This is a genomic window from Rahnella victoriana (assembly GCF_004330295.1).
Classification (GTDB): Bacteria; Pseudomonadota; Gammaproteobacteria; order Enterobacterales; family Enterobacteriaceae; genus Rahnella; species Rahnella victoriana.
This window is the reverse complement of the sequence record NZ_SJOJ01000002.1, coordinates 197,814-214,680: the sequence shown is the minus strand read 5'-3', so window position 1 is coordinate 214,680 and position 16,867 is coordinate 197,814. Positions and strand designations below refer to the sequence as shown.

Annotated in this window: 15 protein-coding genes; 5 read left to right on the top strand and 10 right to left on the bottom strand. The window is 55.8% G+C overall.

Going from position 1 to position 16,867, the window contains the following annotated elements; translation table 11 throughout:
- Window position 1 precedes the first annotated feature (1 nt).
- The 4 genes from EYY67_RS02735 to hemA are packed head-to-tail and all read right to left on the bottom strand — an operon-like array spanning window position 2 to window position 3,657.
- Entirely contained in the window at window positions 2-391 is a 390-nt protein-coding gene (locus EYY67_RS02735; protein WP_095921994.1) for a SirB2 family protein, read from the bottom strand.
- A gap of 46 nt (window positions 392-437) precedes the next feature.
- Window positions 438-1,280 carry a peptide chain release factor N(5)-glutamine methyltransferase gene (prmC, locus tag EYY67_RS02730; protein WP_131692771.1) on the bottom strand — a complete coding sequence of 281 codons (843 nt, stop codon included), beginning with the start codon at window positions 1,278-1,280 and terminating at the stop codon, window positions 438-440.
- A complete protein-coding gene (gene prfA / locus EYY67_RS02725; RefSeq protein WP_095921992.1) occupies window positions 1,280-2,362 on the bottom strand; it encodes a peptide chain release factor 1 in 1,083 nt (360 codons plus the stop codon). Before prfA ends, prmC begins: the two co-directional genes overlap by 1 nt.
- 32 nt (window positions 2,363-2,394) lie before the next feature.
- Window positions 2,395-3,657 (bottom strand): glutamyl-tRNA reductase, encoded by a 1,263-nt coding sequence (gene hemA / locus EYY67_RS02720; protein WP_095921991.1) that lies wholly within the window; start codon window positions 3,655-3,657, stop codon window positions 2,395-2,397.
- Window positions 3,658-3,919: 262 nt separating this feature from the next.
- On the opposite strand from hemA, the gene lolB reads away from it, so the two are divergent.
- The 3 genes from lolB (at window position 3,920) to prs (ending at window position 6,518) form a co-directional block, all read left to right on the top strand.
- A complete protein-coding gene (gene lolB, locus EYY67_RS02715; protein ID WP_095921988.1) occupies window positions 3,920-4,543 on the top strand; it encodes a lipoprotein insertase outer membrane protein LolB in 624 nt (207 codons plus the stop codon).
- A gap of 1 nt (window position 4,544) precedes the next feature.
- Window positions 4,545-5,408, top strand: coding sequence for a 4-(cytidine 5'-diphospho)-2-C-methyl-D-erythritol kinase (gene ispE, locus EYY67_RS02710; RefSeq protein ID WP_131692770.1), 864 nt, complete (start codon window positions 4,545-4,547; stop codon window positions 5,406-5,408).
- Window positions 5,409-5,570: 162 nt separating this feature from the next.
- Window positions 5,571-6,518 (top strand): ribose-phosphate diphosphokinase, encoded by a 948-nt coding sequence (gene prs / locus EYY67_RS02705; RefSeq protein WP_013575591.1) that lies wholly within the window; start codon window positions 5,571-5,573, stop codon window positions 6,516-6,518.
- 120 nt (window positions 6,519-6,638) lie between these two features.
- Here the strand turns inward: prs and ychH are convergent, their stop codons facing one another.
- Window positions 6,639-6,917, bottom strand: a complete 279-nt coding sequence (gene ychH / locus EYY67_RS02700; RefSeq protein ID WP_095921986.1) for a stress-induced protein YchH — start codon at window positions 6,915-6,917, stop codon at window positions 6,639-6,641.
- 292 nt (window positions 6,918-7,209) lie between these two features.
- Between ychH and pth the strand changes: the two genes are divergently transcribed.
- Window positions 7,210-7,800 carry an aminoacyl-tRNA hydrolase gene (gene pth / locus EYY67_RS02695; RefSeq protein WP_165497936.1) on the top strand — a complete coding sequence of 197 codons (591 nt, stop codon included), beginning with the start codon at window positions 7,210-7,212 and terminating at the stop codon, window positions 7,798-7,800.
- Between the two features lie 57 nt (window positions 7,801-7,857).
- Here pth and EYY67_RS02690 read toward each other — a convergent pair whose 3' ends face one another.
- From EYY67_RS02690 to EYY67_RS02670, 5 genes are all read right to left on the bottom strand, one after another.
- Window positions 7,858-9,771, bottom strand: coding sequence for a heavy metal translocating P-type ATPase (locus EYY67_RS02690; protein ID WP_131692769.1), 1,914 nt, complete (start codon window positions 9,769-9,771; stop codon window positions 7,858-7,860).
- Between the two features lie 12 nt (window positions 9,772-9,783).
- On the bottom strand, window positions 9,784-10,827 hold the full coding sequence (hflK, locus tag EYY67_RS02685; protein ID WP_013575595.1) for a protease modulator HflK: 1,044 nt from the start codon (window positions 10,825-10,827) through the stop codon (window positions 9,784-9,786).
- On the bottom strand, window positions 10,824-11,864 hold the full coding sequence (hflC, locus tag EYY67_RS02680) for a protease modulator HflC (RefSeq protein ID WP_131692768.1): 1,041 nt from the start codon (window positions 11,862-11,864) through the stop codon (window positions 10,824-10,826). Before hflC ends, hflK begins: the two co-directional genes overlap by 4 nt.
- Window positions 11,861-13,819, bottom strand: a complete 1,959-nt coding sequence (locus EYY67_RS02675) for an SPFH domain-containing protein (RefSeq protein ID WP_131692767.1) — start codon at window positions 13,817-13,819, stop codon at window positions 11,861-11,863. The genes hflC and EYY67_RS02675 overlap by 4 nt, the downstream gene beginning before the upstream one ends.
- Before the next feature lie 216 nt (window positions 13,820-14,035).
- Window positions 14,036-15,517: a SulP family inorganic anion transporter gene (locus EYY67_RS02670; protein WP_131692766.1), complete on the bottom strand. Its 1,482-nt coding sequence runs from the start codon at window positions 15,515-15,517 to the stop codon at window positions 14,036-14,038.
- A gap of 219 nt (window positions 15,518-15,736) precedes the next feature.
- On the opposite strand from EYY67_RS02670, the gene ychF reads away from it, so the two are divergent.
- Window positions 15,737-16,828 carry a redox-regulated ATPase YchF gene (gene ychF, locus EYY67_RS02665; protein WP_095921980.1) on the top strand — a complete coding sequence of 364 codons (1,092 nt, stop codon included), beginning with the start codon at window positions 15,737-15,739 and terminating at the stop codon, window positions 16,826-16,828.
- Window positions 16,829-16,867: the final 39 nt, after the last annotated feature.

Genomic DNA, 16,867 nt, shown 5'->3' with positions numbered 1-16,867 from the left:
GTTATCCCATTAGCAGCGGTATTTTCGTCAGCGCCAGTTTAAGAATCAGATACAAGCAAGCGAGCGCCAGAATAAAGGCCAGCCAGCGGGTTTTCTGACTGACGGGTCGCTTGCTCAGGGCCACAAAACCCAGCGCGATATAGATAATAACGCCAAAAATCTTTTCGGTCAGCCAGGTTCCCTGCGGGCTGAACGGATAAAAGTGTGTGATGAAGATAAGCGAAATACCGCTTAATAACAGCAACGTGTCCACGATATGTGGAACGATCTTCACCCAGCGTTTCTGCATCATAGCAGAACCCGCCCATTTCCAAAAAAATCGTAAAACAAACAAACCAATACTCAGGGTGATCGTGACCAGATGCAGATGCTTAATCCAGACATATGCCATTGCCCGTATCCTTTGTTTTTTAGATTTTTATTCATTGAAGTGATGACTAAGGGCGTGCGGAAATCCACTGACCGAGCGTGACACGATCATTGTCCCCGTAATCTTTCACGGTCCCGACCTGCTGATAACCGGCATCACGGAACAGCGCCTGCACATCAGATGCCTGCTGCCAGCCGTGCTCCAGCAATAACCAGCCCCCCTGCTGAAGATACGCGGGTGCCGCCTGAATGATATGAGCCAGATCAGCCAGACCGGCGTTTTCTGCTACCAGCGCGCTGGCAGGCTCAAAACGCACATCGCCTTCACTCAGATGGAGATCGGCAGCATCAATGTACGGCGGATTGCTGGCAATCAGCGCGAAACGTTCGCCTTCTACCGGCGCAAACCAGCTCCCCTGCAAAAACCGCGCATTGGGGATCGCCAGCTTTTGCGCATTATGTTGCGCCAGGCTCACGGCATCAGGTTGGAGATCGACCCCGGTGACCTGGCAATCCGGGCGTTCACTGGCCAGCGCCAGCGCAATCGCGCCAGTTCCTGTGCCGAGATCCAGCACGCTGACAGGTTCTGCAGATAATCGCATCAGCGCCTGTTCAACCAGACACTCGGTATCAGGACGGGGGATTAATGTTGCGGGAGAAACAGATAAGGGCAGCGACCAGAACTCGCGCTCACCGGTCAGATACGCCACCGGCTCGCCCTGCTCGCGTCTCGCCAGCAGAGTGTCCAGTTGCTGAAGTTGTTCAGCGGTCAGCGGCGTTTCGCCGAATGCCATAATAAAGGTTCTTGCCCGGCCGGTGACAAAGCCGAGCAAAATTTCAGCATCCCGCTTCGGGCTTTCACCCGCAGCAAGACGACGGGTGGCATCACGCAGCCAGGACTGAAAATCCATCAGTCCTGCTCAGACAGCGCGGCGAGTTGGTCAGCCTGATATTCCTGCACGATCGGCTGGATCAGACTGTCGAGTTTGCCTTCCATCACTTCATCAAGACGGTAAATCGTCAGATTGATACGGTGGTCGGTCACACGCCCCTGCGGGAAGTTATAGGTACGGTTACGGTCGGAACGGTCACCGCTGCCGAGCAGGTTACGGCGTGTCGAAGACTCTTCCGCCTGACGTTTCGCCATTTCTGCCGCCCGGATACGCGCGCCCAGCACAGACATCGCTTTGGCTTTGTTTTTATGCTGCGAACGTTCGTCCTGACATTCCACCACAATACCGGTTGGAATGTGGGTAATACGGATAGCAGAATCGGTGGTGTTAACGTGCTGGCCGCCTGCGCCCGATGAACGGAAGGTATCAATACGCAAATCGCCCGCGTTGATTTCCGGCAGTTCGGCTTCAGGAATTTCCGGCAATACCGCCACGGTACAGGCGGACGTATGGATACGCCCCTGAGATTCGGTTTCCGGCACACGCTGAACGCGGTGACCGCCTGACTCAAATTTGAACTGACCGTAAACGCCGTCGCCGCTGATTTTGGCGATCACTTCTTTATAGCCGCCGTGTTCACCTTCGCTGGCGCTGACAATTTCCACACGCCAGCGACGCGATTCCGCGTAACGACTGTACATACGGAATAAATCACCGGCAAAGATGGCTGCTTCATCACCGCCGGTTCCGGCGCGAATTTCAAGGAAACAACCGCGTTCATCATCAGGATCTTTTGGCAGCAGCAGAAGCTGTAATTTCTGTTCGAGTTCTTCGAGAGTGGCTTTGCAGTCTTTGATCTCGTCCTGCGCCATTTCGCGCATCTCAGGATCGTCGAGCATCATTTCAGCCGTTTCTAAATCATCCTGCGCCTGACGCCAGGCCAGAAAACATTCGGAGACGGACGTTAACTGAGAATATTCGCGGGAAAGACTGCGGAATTTATCCTGATCAGCGATAACGCTGGCATCGCCAAGCATCGCCTGCACTTCTTCGTGGCGCTCTTGTAACGCTTCCAGTTTGGCAACAATAGAAGGCTTCATGCGTGGTGTTTAACCCTGTGAGAAAAGGAGAACTATTGCTGACCCAGCCCGAGGCTGTCGCGTAAAATTTGCAAACGCTCCACGTCACCGTCGCTGGCTGCCTGTTGCAGGGAACGGGTTGGTGCGTGAATAAGGCGGTTTGTCAATTTGTGGGCTAATTCATGGATCACCGCTTCGACGTCAGCACCCTGAGCAATGGCAGCCAGAGCTTTTGCTTGTGCGTCGGCGCGAATAATATCAGCACGCGAGCGATAATCACGAATAATTTCAACGGCTCCCTGCGAACGCAGCCAGGCCATGAAGTTGGAACTCTCCTGCTCGACGATGGTTTCCGCCTGAATGGCGGCCGCTTTACGCTGAGCAAGATTGTTTTGAATGATGCTGTGCAGGTCATCGACGCTGTACAGATAAACGTTAGCCAGTTTGCCCACTTCCGGCTCGATATCCCGCGGAACGGCGATATCCACCATCAGCATCGGCTGGTTACGGCGGGCTTTTAATGCGCGCTCCACCATGCCTTTACCGATGATCGGCAGCGGGCTGGCGGTGGAACTGATAATAATGTCGGCTTCTGCCAGACGGGAATCGATATCCTGCAGGCTGATCACTTCCGCATTCACTTCTGTTGCCAGCGACTGCGCGCGTTCACGCGTACGGTTGGCAATCATCATGTGACGAACATTGTGCTGATGCAGATGACGCGCCACCAGTTCGATGGTTTCACCCGCACCGACCAGCAACACATTCACTTCAGAAAGGGATTCGAAAATCTGACGCGCCAGCGTACAGGCCGCAAACGCCACAGAAACAGCACTGGCACCGATATCGGTTTCCGTGCGCACGCGTTTGGCGACGGAGAAAGATTTCTGGAACAGACGCTCCAGTTCACCGGAAACGGCCTGGCCGTTTTGCGATTCGGCGAAGGCTTTTTTGACCTGACCGAGAATTTGCGGCTCGCCCAGTACCAGCGAATCCAGACCGCTGGCGACACGCATCAGATGGCTGACGGCGTCATTATCATGATGCCAGTACAGACTTTTGCGGACTTCATCTTCACTGAGATGATGATAATCGCACAACCACTTCACCAGTTGCTCTTGCAGGTTTTCCTGTTGCTCGACACTCAGATACAGTTCAGTGCGGTTGCAGGTAGACAACACGACACCGCCCTGCACCAGCGGTTGCTGGAGCAGACTGGAGAGCGCCTGATCGAGGGTCTCGGGTGAAAAAGTTACCCGTTCACGCAGAGACACCGGGGCGGTTTTGTGGTTGATACCTAATGCAAGCAGGGTCATATGGGGAGCGATTATCGACTTATACTTTATAATAGTATGGGTTTACGTCTGCTGCGCATTCTACAAGATGCGCGAGATCAATAAAAGGCGAACAGCACCTTCGGTTAAATCCTTTTACACATCAGCATTGTCCCAAAACGAATTGATCGCCGATCATCTGCGCAGGGTTGAGATCATCCAACGCTTCTGCTGTGCTAAACTGACGCACGCCACATTTGCCCTGGCACCCCATTTCGCCAAAGCACAAAGGATTTAATCTGTTATGCCAATGCGTAAAGCACATTTTGTTCGCCTTCTCCCTCTTGCAAGCTTAGTCCTTGCGGCTTGTTCAATAAATGCACCGAAAGGCCCGGCGACCAGCCCGACATCTCCGCAATGGCGCGAGCATGAAGCTCAGGTGAAACAACTTGAGCATTATCAGACCCGTGGTTCTTTCGCCTATCTTTCCGATAAACAGAAAGTCTATGCCCGCTTCTTCTGGCAACAGTATTCTCCGGACAGCTACCGTTTATTGCTGACCAATCCGCTGGGCAGCACCGAAATGGAGCTGAAAGTGCAAAGCGGCATTGCGCAGCTGACCAATAATCAAGGCAAGCATTACACCAGTGATAATCCGGATGACATGATCCAGAAACTGACCGGTATGTCGATCCCGCTGGCTAACCTGCGTTTATGGATGCTCGGTCTGCCGGGTGATGGCACTGATTTCACCCTCGACAGCCAGTATCGTCTGTCTCAGGTGAATTTCACGCAGAATGGCAAACCGGGTACGGTGGTGTATCAGAGCTATGATGCCGATGCTAAACCTTCCCTCCCGCAACGTCTGGAAATGACCCAGGGCGAACAGCGCATCAAACTGAAAATGGATAACTGGACGTTAAACTGAGATGACACAGCAATTGTGGCCTTCTCCGGCTAAACTCAATTTGTTCCTTTATATCACCGGCCAGCGCCCGAATGGCTACCATGATTTACAGACACTGTTTCAGTTTGTCGATTACGGCGACAGCCTGAGTTTTCACCTCCGCGCGGACGGCAATATCGTGCTGACCACGCCGGTTGAAGGCGTGGCAAACGAAGATAATCTGGTGGTTCGCGCCGCCCGCCTGCTGCAAAAGCATGCGGGGATCACTCTGGGCGCTGACATTTCCCTGCAAAAACATATTCCAATGGGTGGCGGTCTGGGCGGCGGTTCGTCGAACGCAGCGACCGTGCTGGTGGCGCTGAATACGTTGTGGGCGTGTGGTTTATCCGATAGCGAACTGGCCCGGCTTGGTGTCACGCTCGGCGCGGATGTGCCGGTGTTTGTGATGGGTCATGCTGCCTTTGCTGAAGGCATTGGTGAGATTTTGCAACCGGTTGAACCGCAGGAAAAATGGTATCTGGTCGCCCACCCCGGCGTGAGTATTCCGACCCCGGTTATTTTTGGCGATCCTGAACTGACCAGAAATACAGCAAAACGCCCTGTTAATGTGCTTTTGAACACGCCTTACGCAAATGATTGCGAACCGATTGCGAGAAAACGTTTTTACGAGGTTGAACAGCTTCTTTCTTGGCTGTTAGAATACGCGCCGTCGCGACTGACCGGAACCGGTGCTTGTGTGTTTGCAGAATTCGACACCGAGTCTGCCGCCCGTCAGGTTTTGGACAAAATGCCATCGTGGAGTCGGGGTTTTGTTGCGCAAGGTGTTAATATTTCGCCGTTGCATCGTTTTCGTGACGTCTGGTTGAGAACTGCGGGCAAAGCGTAGAGAGTCACAGTGGTTTTGTGTCTGTTCTTTGCCAGCCAATTATTCAACAGATTTAAGTAGTAAGATTTAGAAGTATCGTGAGCATAATGCTTTGGTACCGCTCACCGCCCGGTGGTGCCAAAAGCCAATGTCTTCCCTGGACGCAAGCCTGAGGTTCTTCTCGTGCCTGATATGAAGCTTTTTGCTGGTAACGCCACCCCGGAACTAGCACAACGTATTGCCAACCGTTTATACACCAGCCTTGGTGACGCCGCCGTCAGTCGTTTCAGCGACGGTGAAGTAAGCGTGCAAATTAACGAAAATGTACGTGGCGGAGATATTTTCATTATCCAGTCCACCTGCGCGCCTACTAACGATAACCTGATGGAACTGGTCGTGATGGTTGATGCCTTACGCCGCGCCTCCGCTGGTCGTATCACAGCCGTTATTCCTTACTTTGGCTATGCACGTCAGGATCGCCGGGTGCGTTCTGCCCGTGTGCCCATCACCGCGAAAGTGGTTGCTGACTTCCTGTCCAGCGTGGGCGTTGACCGTGTTCTGACTGTCGACCTGCACGCAGAACAAATTCAGGGCTTCTTCGATGTACCTGTAGACAACGTTTTCGGCAGCCCTATTCTGCTCGAAGACATGCTGCAACAGAATCTGGAAAACCCGATTGTCGTTTCTCCGGACATCGGCGGTGTTGTCCGCGCCCGTGCCGTAGCAAAACTGCTGAACGACACGGATATGGCCATCATTGATAAACGTCGTCCACGCGCAAACGTTTCTCAGGTGATGCACATCATCGGTGATGTTGCGGGTCGTGACTGCGTGCTGGTTGATGACATGATCGATACCGGCGGCACCTTGTGTAAAGCTGCCGAAGCACTGAAAGAACGCGGTGCTAAACGCGTATTCGCTTATGCCACTCACCCGATCTTCTCCGGCAACGCGGTGGAAAACATCAAAAACTCCGTCATCGACGAAGTGATTGTCTGTGACACCATTCCGCTGTCTGCGGAAATCCGTGCGCTGAAAAAAGTCCGTACCCTGACCCTGTCAGGCATGCTGGCTGAGGCTATCCGCCGTATCAGCAACGAAGAATCCATTTCTGCCATGTTCGAGCATTGATCATCCTGCCCCTGTTTTCAGGGGCGTTTGTCGTGCAGGAACCAGAAATGCAAAAAACCGTTATCGTGTAAGCGACAACGGTTTTTTTTATGGTCAGGCTTTACTGCAGGCCAGTCACACTCAGGAATGGCGGTGTGACTTGCTGTTGGTGCAGCGGGAGTCGAAGTGACGCACCCACCAGTAACGATCTGCGACGCGTTCACGTCCGCCAATCCTCGCCCCTGCCAGCCACAAAATTGCGCCGACGAAGATGCTGGCGATGGCGCCATGCGCAAGGAACTGCGGCAGGCCAAGCTCAGGTAACTGATTTAATATGGAATAGCCAACACCAACGACCATTGTGAGCAAACCGAGTCCCATCAGGCCGTTGCCTAATACTGTTGCGGTTTTACGTTTCATCTGTCACCTCCAGTTGTCGATAGTCTTAGCATCATTGCTATCTTGTCTTTTCCTGCCTTAACTATAGACGTCCCATCCGGTTCACTTTGCGGTCACGATCACATACGGAGAACATTGAATGACAAATCTTTACGTTTTCCAGTCATATACGTTCGAAGGGTAAATAGTTAGCACTATAAACTATTCAAAAACCTGCCTATCTGCGGCGAATTAACGCGTCGGATGTTTGGCACAGCCAAAAGTGACAGGTAAACTAGCCCGCTACACCTCACCCGCTAAAGAAGTGAACATCGTGAGCAGCATTAAATTGATCGTTGGACTGGCCAATCCCGGCGCCGAGTACGCCCAGACCCGCCATAACGCCGGTGCCTGGTACGTCGACCTCCTCGCCCGCCAGCACAACCAGCAACTGAAAGAAGAAAGTAAGTTTTTTGGCTATACCGCCCGCCTGTCGCTGGCCGGTCAGGACGTGCGTCTGCTGGTGCCGACCACCTTTATGAACCTCAGCGGCAAAGCAGTACTGGCAATGGCGCAGTTCTACCGCATTGAGCCGGATGAAATTCTGGTCGCCCATGACGAGCTGGATATCCCGCCGGGCATGGCGAAAATTAAACTCGGTGGCGGTAACGGCGGCCATAACGGTCTGAAAGATATTCAGAGCAAATTCGGTAATAACCCGAACTTTTACCGTCTGCGCATTGGCATCGGCCATCCGGGTGATAAAAGCAAAGTGGTGGGATTTGTGCTGGGCAAGCCGCCAGCCAATGAACAGAAGCTGATTGACGATGCGATTGATGAGTCACTGCGCTGTACTGAACTGCTGATGAAGGAAGGCCTGGAAAAAACCATGCGCCGCCTGCATACGTTTAAAGCTGAGCTTTAATACTTTCCCGACACCTCGTTTTTTCAAGGGCGCAATATTTTGCGCCCTTTTGCTTTCTTAAAGCGGCTCGTCGAAACGCAGTAAACGTCCGGCGTTACCCAGCACCAGCAAGGTGCTGAGATTGTGCAGCAACGCGGCAATCAGTACGCCGCCCGCGCCAAGCCATCCCAGCGCGGCCGCCGCCATGACGATCAGCGTCCAGCCCAGCCCTATCAGCACATTCACTTTCAGTACGTGACGGCATGCCCGGCTCAGGCGGACACAGGTGCCCAGACGACGTAAATCGCTGCCGATCAGCACCACGTCGGCGGAGGCCAGTGCAATATCACTGCCGCCCGCGCCCATTGCAATCCCCACGACACCCGCTTTTAACGCCAGTGAATCATTAATGCCGTCACCGACCACCATCGGCCGGAAGCCCTGTGCGATTTGTGCAGAAACATGTTGCAGCTTATCTTCCGGCAACGCCTGCGCCACCACCTCATCGATACCCACTTCACCGGCAATACGATGGGCCACACTGGCGCGGTCGCCGGTTAACAGAAGCTGTCGTTGCAGCCCCAGCTGGCGCAGTTCAGCCAGCGCGGTCTGCGCCTCAGGCCGTAATGAATCCGCCAGCAGCAGCCAGCCGATGAAACGCCCGTTCAGCGCCAGCCCGACCAGCGGACCGTCATGTTCAGGTTCGTCCGTCACCGCGATACGGTTCTGGCTGAAAAAAGCAGGACGGCCCAGCAGCGCCTCGCCCTGTTCGGTTTGCGCCCGCACGCCCATGCCCTGCTGTTCTGACACGGCGTCGAGCGGCAAATAGTGGTCACGCGGCAGTAACTTCGCCAGCGCCCGGCTGACCGGATGACTGCTCGCTGCCCCCAGACTGGCCGCCAGCCGCAGCGCGGCTTCCGCGGATTGATTGTCTGCCAGTACGGTTCGTTGCAGATGCAGTTCTCCGTGGGTCAGCGTGCCGGTTTTATCCACCACAATGGCATTCAGATCCGCCAGTTCCTCCAGAAATGCCGAACTGCGGATCAGAATACCGTGACGCGCGGCCACGGCGATCCCGGCGATGGCTGTGGCGGGCGCGGAAAGCACCAGTGCGCACGGACAGGCGGCGACCAGCACTGCCAGCATGGCGTGAGCATCGCGGGTAACAAACCAGGTTGCCGCCGCAATCAGCAGGATCAGCACCAGATATTGTCCGGCATAACGTTCGAGCAGACGGGTGATCGGCGGCTTGGCGCGTTCGGCTTCCTGCATCAGCGCAATCACTTTTCCCAGCGTGGCCTGCGCACCGGTGCGTGTGATTTCGATCGTCAGCAGTCCGTCCAGATTAATGGCTCCGCCGAAAACGTCATCTCCCGCCCGGGCTTCCTGTGGCACAGATTCCCCGGTGATCGGCGCGGTATCCAGACTGGCGCTGCCGGATAAAACACGTCCATCGGCGGGCAGCCGGTCACCGGCGCGCACTTCAACGCGGTCGCCGGGTTGCAACAGGTGGTTATCGATCTCTTCAATCTTACCGTCAGGGAATATCCGGCGGGCGCGGCTGCGGGTCAGCTGGCTGAGGGCATCGATGGCCTCCTGCGAACCCATCACGCTACGTTCTTCCAGAATATGACCAAAAATCATGATCCCCGGCAGCAAGGCGGCGGTCATCAGATCGCCGGTGGCCCACGCCCCGAGCATGGCTAACGCAATCAGCTGATCGGTCACGCCATGCAGGCTGGGATTGCGCAAACTGTAAATCGCCGATCGCAGAACCGGCACCGCCACCAGCAGCGACGCCAGGCCAAACAGAATTTGTCCGACATCGCTTTGCTGCGGGAATACCCCCTGCCAGATCCAGCCACACAGCAACAGACCCATTGCCGCCATCGCCAGAAGCAATTGCGCCGCCATGTTCCGCTGTTCATGGCGCGTTAACAGTGCCCCTTTCGATGGCGAAATTGGCGGTTCTTCAGAAGAAACAGACGTCACAGTAGTAATACCTCAGGGTTGAGAGGAAGGACGATCTGGCCCCGGCAGGATCAGATGTGCGTCGTCGTGGGGATCAACGGCCGTAACGCCGCCAGCATGGGCGAGAATAGCAGGCATCCGTTCGCGCCATAAACGCCAGAGTAATTCCGGGGAATGATCATCGGCCAGTTGCACGATGGTCGCGGTCTCCGTGGAGGCCCGCGCAATCTGTTCGCTGGCTTTGGCATGAGAAACCTGCAAAGCGCGGTCGGCCGACTGAACGGCATCCTGATGAACGCGGGCGGCCTCGTTACCGGCGCTGGCAATGTTTTGCTCCGCCTGCTGGCTGGCCGTCAGTACCGCGTTAAATGCATCAACCGCAGACGGTGGCAGAGATGACTGCACGTCCACGCGCCGCACCTCGATACCGGCGCTGCTGCCTGCCGCGCTGAGAGCCGCCAGTTGCTGATTAATGCCCTGACGTAAATCGCCGCGCAGCCGTTCACGACGTTCGGCAATATGATTGCCGTTACCCACCATTTCCGGACGCGCCACCAGAATGGTATCCAGATCGCGTGAGGCACAAATCGCCACCGCCGCATGCTCGGTTAAGCGATCCAGCGCCGGTAACACATGCTCCCCCTGCAACACAAACGCCACCGGATCGGTGATGACGTAATACACCTGCACATCCAGCTGAACCACACCGGCATCGCCGGTCAGCAGATAGCCCGCACCGGCGACCGCGTCACTTTTCTCGCCGCCGGTATTGGTCCATGCCGGGACAGTTTCCGCTCTCAGCAAAGCGGTAACATGATGTTCAATCACCCGGTCAGCGGCGGGTAAAATGTCCACCTGCTCCAGCGGTTCCGGCCACGCCAGAAGCAGCCCGGCTCCCGCCGTGCGGGAAACCGCCCCGAAGCGCATCACCACCGCACGCTTATCCGGCTCTATCTGCCGGACATTGGAAAACAGCCAGCTGGCGGCGGCAATCAGCGTCAGGACAAACAGCGCCAGATACGCCATCCGCCCCGCCTGAAACCAGGCATTTCCCTGAAAGCGGGATAACGGATTCATGGCCGCAATCCGCTGGTAGCAGCCGGTAATGTGGGCGGGCCTTCAACCAGTTGCCGGAACGGTGCCGCATCGGTGCGCAGCACCAGTTGTGTGCCCGGTGTCATCACATTGCTGAGCGTGTCGAGCGAGCGCAGCAGGTCGTATAATTCAGGGTTACCGGCGCGGGCTTTGGCGTATATCGCCGCGCTCTGCACCTGCGCCTGCGCTTCAATATTGGCCGCGTTAACGGACGCATCGGCCTTCATCACGCGGGCGTCGCGTTCAGCAGAAGAACGGATTTCCGCCGCCTGTCGCTTGCCCTCGGCAGAACGCTCGGTGGCGATGGTTTCCCGTTCTGCACGCATGCGGTCCACAGTTGCATCGAGCGTGACGGAAGGTAACGTCAGCCGTTCAACGCCCACCTGCACCAGTTCGATGCCATAGCTGTCGAGCAACTGACGGGCAATCTGGTCATGCAAATGCTGTTCAAAACCGGAGAGACGAATTTTGCTGGCGTCGGTGTTGACCAGATCCGCCAGCGCAAAACCGCTGGTGGTGGTTTCCAGCGCCGAACCGATAAACGTCCGGATCTGCGCCGCCGCCATATCCGGCTGATTCTGTACCGCACGGATAAACCGCTGCACATGCAGGGGATCGTTTTTCACCTGCCAGACGGTATACGCCTGCACAATGATGCGCAGGCCATCGCGCGTGCCCACATCCTGCAAACCGCTCGACGTGGTGCGGATACGCAAATCCACCGGGATAGCGGTCTCCAGCGGCACCGGCAGATGCCACGCCAGTCCCGGATTGAGCAGAACGCGCACCGGATCACCGAAACGGGTGATGACCATCGCTTCGCCGGAACGCACCTGCACCAGACAGGCCGTGGCGGCAATCAGCGCAACCAGCACCACGGCAACCGTGACCCGTCGCCAGAGTTTGGGCGCAGCAGGGCCGGAATGATGATGGTGATGGTGATGTCCGCCACCGTGATGATGCCCGCCGTGGGCGTCGTGATCGTGTTGATGGCTGTCAGGTTGTTGAGAATCACTCACCGGGTAGTCTCCGCTTTAACAGGATGCGCCGCTTTATCCGCGCCGGGCGTAAATGGCAGGGTAAAATTTCTCAGATCCAGCACCGGCGGCGTTTCGCCCCCGATACGGTGATCGACAATCAGAACCTTCGGATGCTGTTGCATTGCCAGAATCAGCTGGCTGAAATAACGCTCGGTCAGGAAGGACTGTCCACCGGTCTGCCACGCCTGATTTTCTGCGTCAGACCGCAGCGCCATGACCTGCGCCTGATCGCGGCTTTCATGACTTTGTGCCGTGGCCGTATCGAGCGCCAGACGGGCAAATTGCTGTGCGGCATTCAGCTGCTGTGCGGCCTGCCCTTTCTCACCGGCAATCGCGCTTTGCGCCAGAATTTGTGCTGCCTGCACGCTGTGATAAGCATCAGCCGCGCCCGCAGGCGGATGGATAGATTCAATCACGGTCGCCAGCAGTTCCACACCGCTGTTGAGGTGATCAAGCTGCGCCTGCACGTTGCGGCCAATGTCTGCGGCGAGACGTGTCTGTTCACTGCCCAGCAGGCTGTCGAGGGTGCGTGAGGAAAAATCATGCACCAGCACCTGATTGGCGATACTGCGGATCAGCACCGGCATATTCTCAGTGTGATAGAGGCTTGCCATCGCCGCGTTATCGTTCATGGCGACGCGGTACACAAAGCGCACGTCCATATCCATGATTTGAAAACTCTGACGGTCATTGCTGGCACTGGCGATGATTTGTGATTTGTCGCTGCTGTGATTCGAATCCCACAACCGGTTCGCGCTTTCCGGTGCCGGACCTTCGGCAGTATCGGCCACCTCAGCTGGCGCGGGGGGCATCGGTTCTTCTGATCCGGTGGTGAGTTCATGCACTTCGCCGTTATCGACCATCAGCGTGCGGCCAAAAGGCCAGGGTAAACCGATATGTAAACCGGGCTGCCTGACCGCCACCGGTTTACCGAAGGATTCATAAATCCCCCGTTGCGTCAGCGGCACCTCACTGATGCCCGTCAGCAGCCAGCCGGTCAGCAGCAAGATGGCGCCCAGCGGCAGCAGCGCCCGGCGTATAAACTGGAACGCCCAGATCTGGCGAAGATCGATGCCAAAATGCTGATGCAGTTCGTTTTGAACAAATTGTAACGGGCGCGGCGGCCAGCAAATCTGCGCGGCCAGCAGGCTTGCGGCAATAAACTCCGGCTCTTTATCCTCACGCGGCGGCGAAAACACCGCCATCAGCGCACGCAGGAAAAGCTCCAGCGCCACCAGTGCCGGTAATCCGCCAGTCAGCACCAGCAGATGCGCAGGCCACACGCGGTCACCACGGGCAAACATCAGGGCCAGCGCCGTCAGCAAAAAGACGCCAATCATCATACGCATCAGCGGTGCCAGCTTTGCCGCTTCCGGCCATTCCAGCGGATTTTTTAACGTCCAGTGACGCTCCAGAACCAGGACGGCAAAGGCGCAGAGAATGAATACCGAACCGGCAATCAGCCCTGCGTTACCCGCTTCATTTGCCGGTAACGGCAGTTGCCACAACAACGTAATAAGCAGTAATGCGGCTAACGCAGGAAGTGCCTGGAAGAACACGTGCGCGTCGACATACCGCAAAACCGGACGCATCCACGGGCGGGCAATCAGACGCTGGAAAAATCCGGAAGGCGCGTCCGGCGTGGCGGTGGCCACCGCAGGGGCAAACTGTTGCGCCCGCCAGCGGGAGATGCGCCGGGCGCATTGCAGGGAGGCCGCACAAACCCACATCGCCGCCATGATATTGCCGGTCACCCACGGCCAGACCGATTGCGGGGAGATCAGATACAACATCAGCAAGATCAGATACAGCACGCTGCTGATCACCATGATCCCGTTGATCAGCCCGTTCAGCCAGCGCGTGTGACCGGCGGCTGACTGAAAGCGCAGCGGCTTACTGACGTCATCACATCCGGATGCCTTATTTATGCTCATAACCGTTCCGGCAAATAGAGAAAAAAATAACCCGCGACGCAGGCTTCAGGCCTGTAAGTGCGAAGTTGACCGGGCGTAACGGTATAACATTACAGAATTTTCAGCGATATGAATTTAGCGGCTTTTTTGCCACGAATTGTAAGCGTTTATCAGCGGAGGAAATGACGGGGGCGCATAATGAAAAAAGGTGCCGTGTTGAGCGGCACCTGTTGAATGTCAGAGGTTATCTTCGGCGACGTAATATTGCGGGTCATCCAGTTCATGCGAACAGAACGGTCCGGCTTTTTTGAGCAGACTCACGCAGTCATTGCTCAGATGGCGCAGACGAATCGTTTTCCCGGCCTCAAGATAACGGGCGGTCAGTTTGTCAATTGCCTCCACCCCGCTCGAATCCATCACCCGCGTACCGGCAAAATCCAGCACCACGTTTTGCGGATCATTTTCAGGATTAAACAACTCAGCAAAAGTCGCTGCGGAGCCAAAGAACAACGGCCCGTCCAGTTTGTAGACCGCCAGATCGCCTTGGGTTTTGTGCTCACGAATGCGGATACGCGCCTGCTGCCAGGCAAAGACCAGCGCAGAGATAATCACGCCGCTGATCACCGCCACCGCCAGATCGGTGAAAATGGTAATGACGGTAACAATCAGCATCACCAGCACATCAGCTTTCGGCATGCGGCGAAGACGACGCAGCGAACTCCACTCGAAAGTGTTGTAGCACACCACCAGCATAATTCCCGCCAGTGCAGCCACCGGCAGCAGGCCGATGTAACCGGACAGGCTGACCACAAACAGGATCAGCAGAATCGCCCCCACCGTACCGGAAATTCGCCCGCGACCGCCGGAGGTGAAATTGATGATCGATTGTCCGATCATCGCGCAACCGGCGAAGCAACCGAACAGCCCGCAAATGGTATTCCCCGCGCCCTGCGCGATACTTTCACGGTTACCGTTGCCCTTTTGATTGCCCATTTCATCCAGCACCGTCATGGTCAGCAGCGATTCAATCAGACCAACCAGCGCGATCACCACCGCATAAGGCAGCACGACTTTCAGCATGTCGACATTGAACGGCGCGACCGGCAGACTGAAGTGCGGCAACGCACCGGAGATATCCGCCAGATCACCCACCCGTAATGTGTGCAAATTAAAACCAATCGCCACCGCGGAGACCACAATCAGCGCGGCCAGTGAGGACGGAATGATTTTGGTCAGTTTCGGGAACAGCACCACCACCAGAATCGCCAGCAGCACCAGCCCGTACATCAGCGGCCCCTGCCCGGCAATCATGTGCAACTGCGCCAGCATAATGACAATCGCCAGCCCGTTCACAAAACCATGAACTGCAGGTAACGGTACCAGGCGGATAAATTTCCCCAGACGGAACACGCCAATCAGGATCTGAATAATCCCGGCAAAAATCGTCGCCCACAGCACGTAACCCATACCGTGTTGCGCCGCCAGACTCATCAGCACCACCACAATGGAACCCGCCGCGCCCGACACCATGCCCGGTTTGCCGCCGAACAGCGCGGTCACCAGCCCGATAATAAACGCCGTATGCAATCCGACAATCGGGGACAATCCGGCCACCAGCGAAAACCCGACGGCTTCCGGGATCATCGATACCGCCACCACGAATCCGGCCAGCGTTTCATTCTTCACTTCAGATAACTTCAGACCACGCGGACTAAACATAAAACATCCGGTACATTTCCCGATCAGTTAAAAAATTGTGACAAGTATCTAAAAATGGCCGGTACGAGGCAAGGTTTAATCCGGGATGTCGACACAAGCGGCCCCCACAAGCGGATCGAGAAAAAGGTGGTTCTCGTGTATAATGCGGGGAATTGTGGTCATTACATCGTGCGATTAGATTTAATCGCTTGATAATTAAGATATTAAGGTGAGAAAAACATGGGATTCAAATGCGGTATCGTGGGCCTGCCGAACGTCGGTAAATCAACTCTGTTCAATGCGCTGACCAAAGCGGGTATCGAAGCAGCAAACTTCCCGTTCTGTACCATCGAACCGAACACCGGCGTCGTACCGATGCCGGATGCACGTCTCGACAAGCTGGCTGAGATTGTCAAACCACAGCGTATCCTGCCGACCACCATGGAATTCGTGGACATCGCCGGTCTGGTGAAAGGCGCATCCAAAGGTGAAGGTCTGGGTAACCAGTTCCTGACCAACATCCGTGAAACCGAAGCGATCGGCCACGTTGTGCGCTGCTTCGAAAACGACAACATCATCCACGTGAACAACAAAGTCGATCCGGCAGATGACATCGACGTTATCAACACCGAACTGGCGTTGTCTGACCTCGACACCTGCGAACGTGCTATCCACCGTGTGCAGAAACGCGCCAAAGGCGGTGACAAGGATGCGAAAGCCGAACTGGCCGCGCTGGAGAAATGTCTGCCACAACTGGAAAACGCGGGCATGCTGCGTTCACTGGATCTGACAGAAGAAGACAAAGCAGCCATCCGCTACCTGAGCTTCCTGACCCTGAAACCAACGATGTATATCGCCAACGTTAATGAAGACGGTTTCGAGAACAACCCTTACCTCGACGTGGTGCGTAAAATTGCCGAGGCTGAAGGTTCCGTAGTGGTTGCCGTCTGTGCTGCCGTGGAATCAGACATCGCTGAACTCGACGACGCTGATCGTGAAGAATTCATGGCTGAGCTGGGTCTGGAAGAGCCGGGTCTGAACCGCGTGATCCGCGCCGGTTACGAACTGCTGAACCTGCAAACGTACTTCACCGCAGGCGTGAAAGAAGTCCGTGCATGGACCATCCCGGTCGGCGCCACCGCGCCACAAGCCGCAGGTAAAATCCATACCGATTTCGAGAAAGGCTTTATCCGCGCACAAACCATCGCGTTCGAAGACTTCATCACCTATAAAGGTGAGCAAGGCGCGAAAGAAGCCGGCAAAATGCGTTCAGAAGGTAAAGACTACATCGTGAAAGATGGCGACGTGATGAACTTCCTGTTTAACGTCTAAACAGAAACGTCAGCTTTACGCTCTAAAGAAAATCCACGC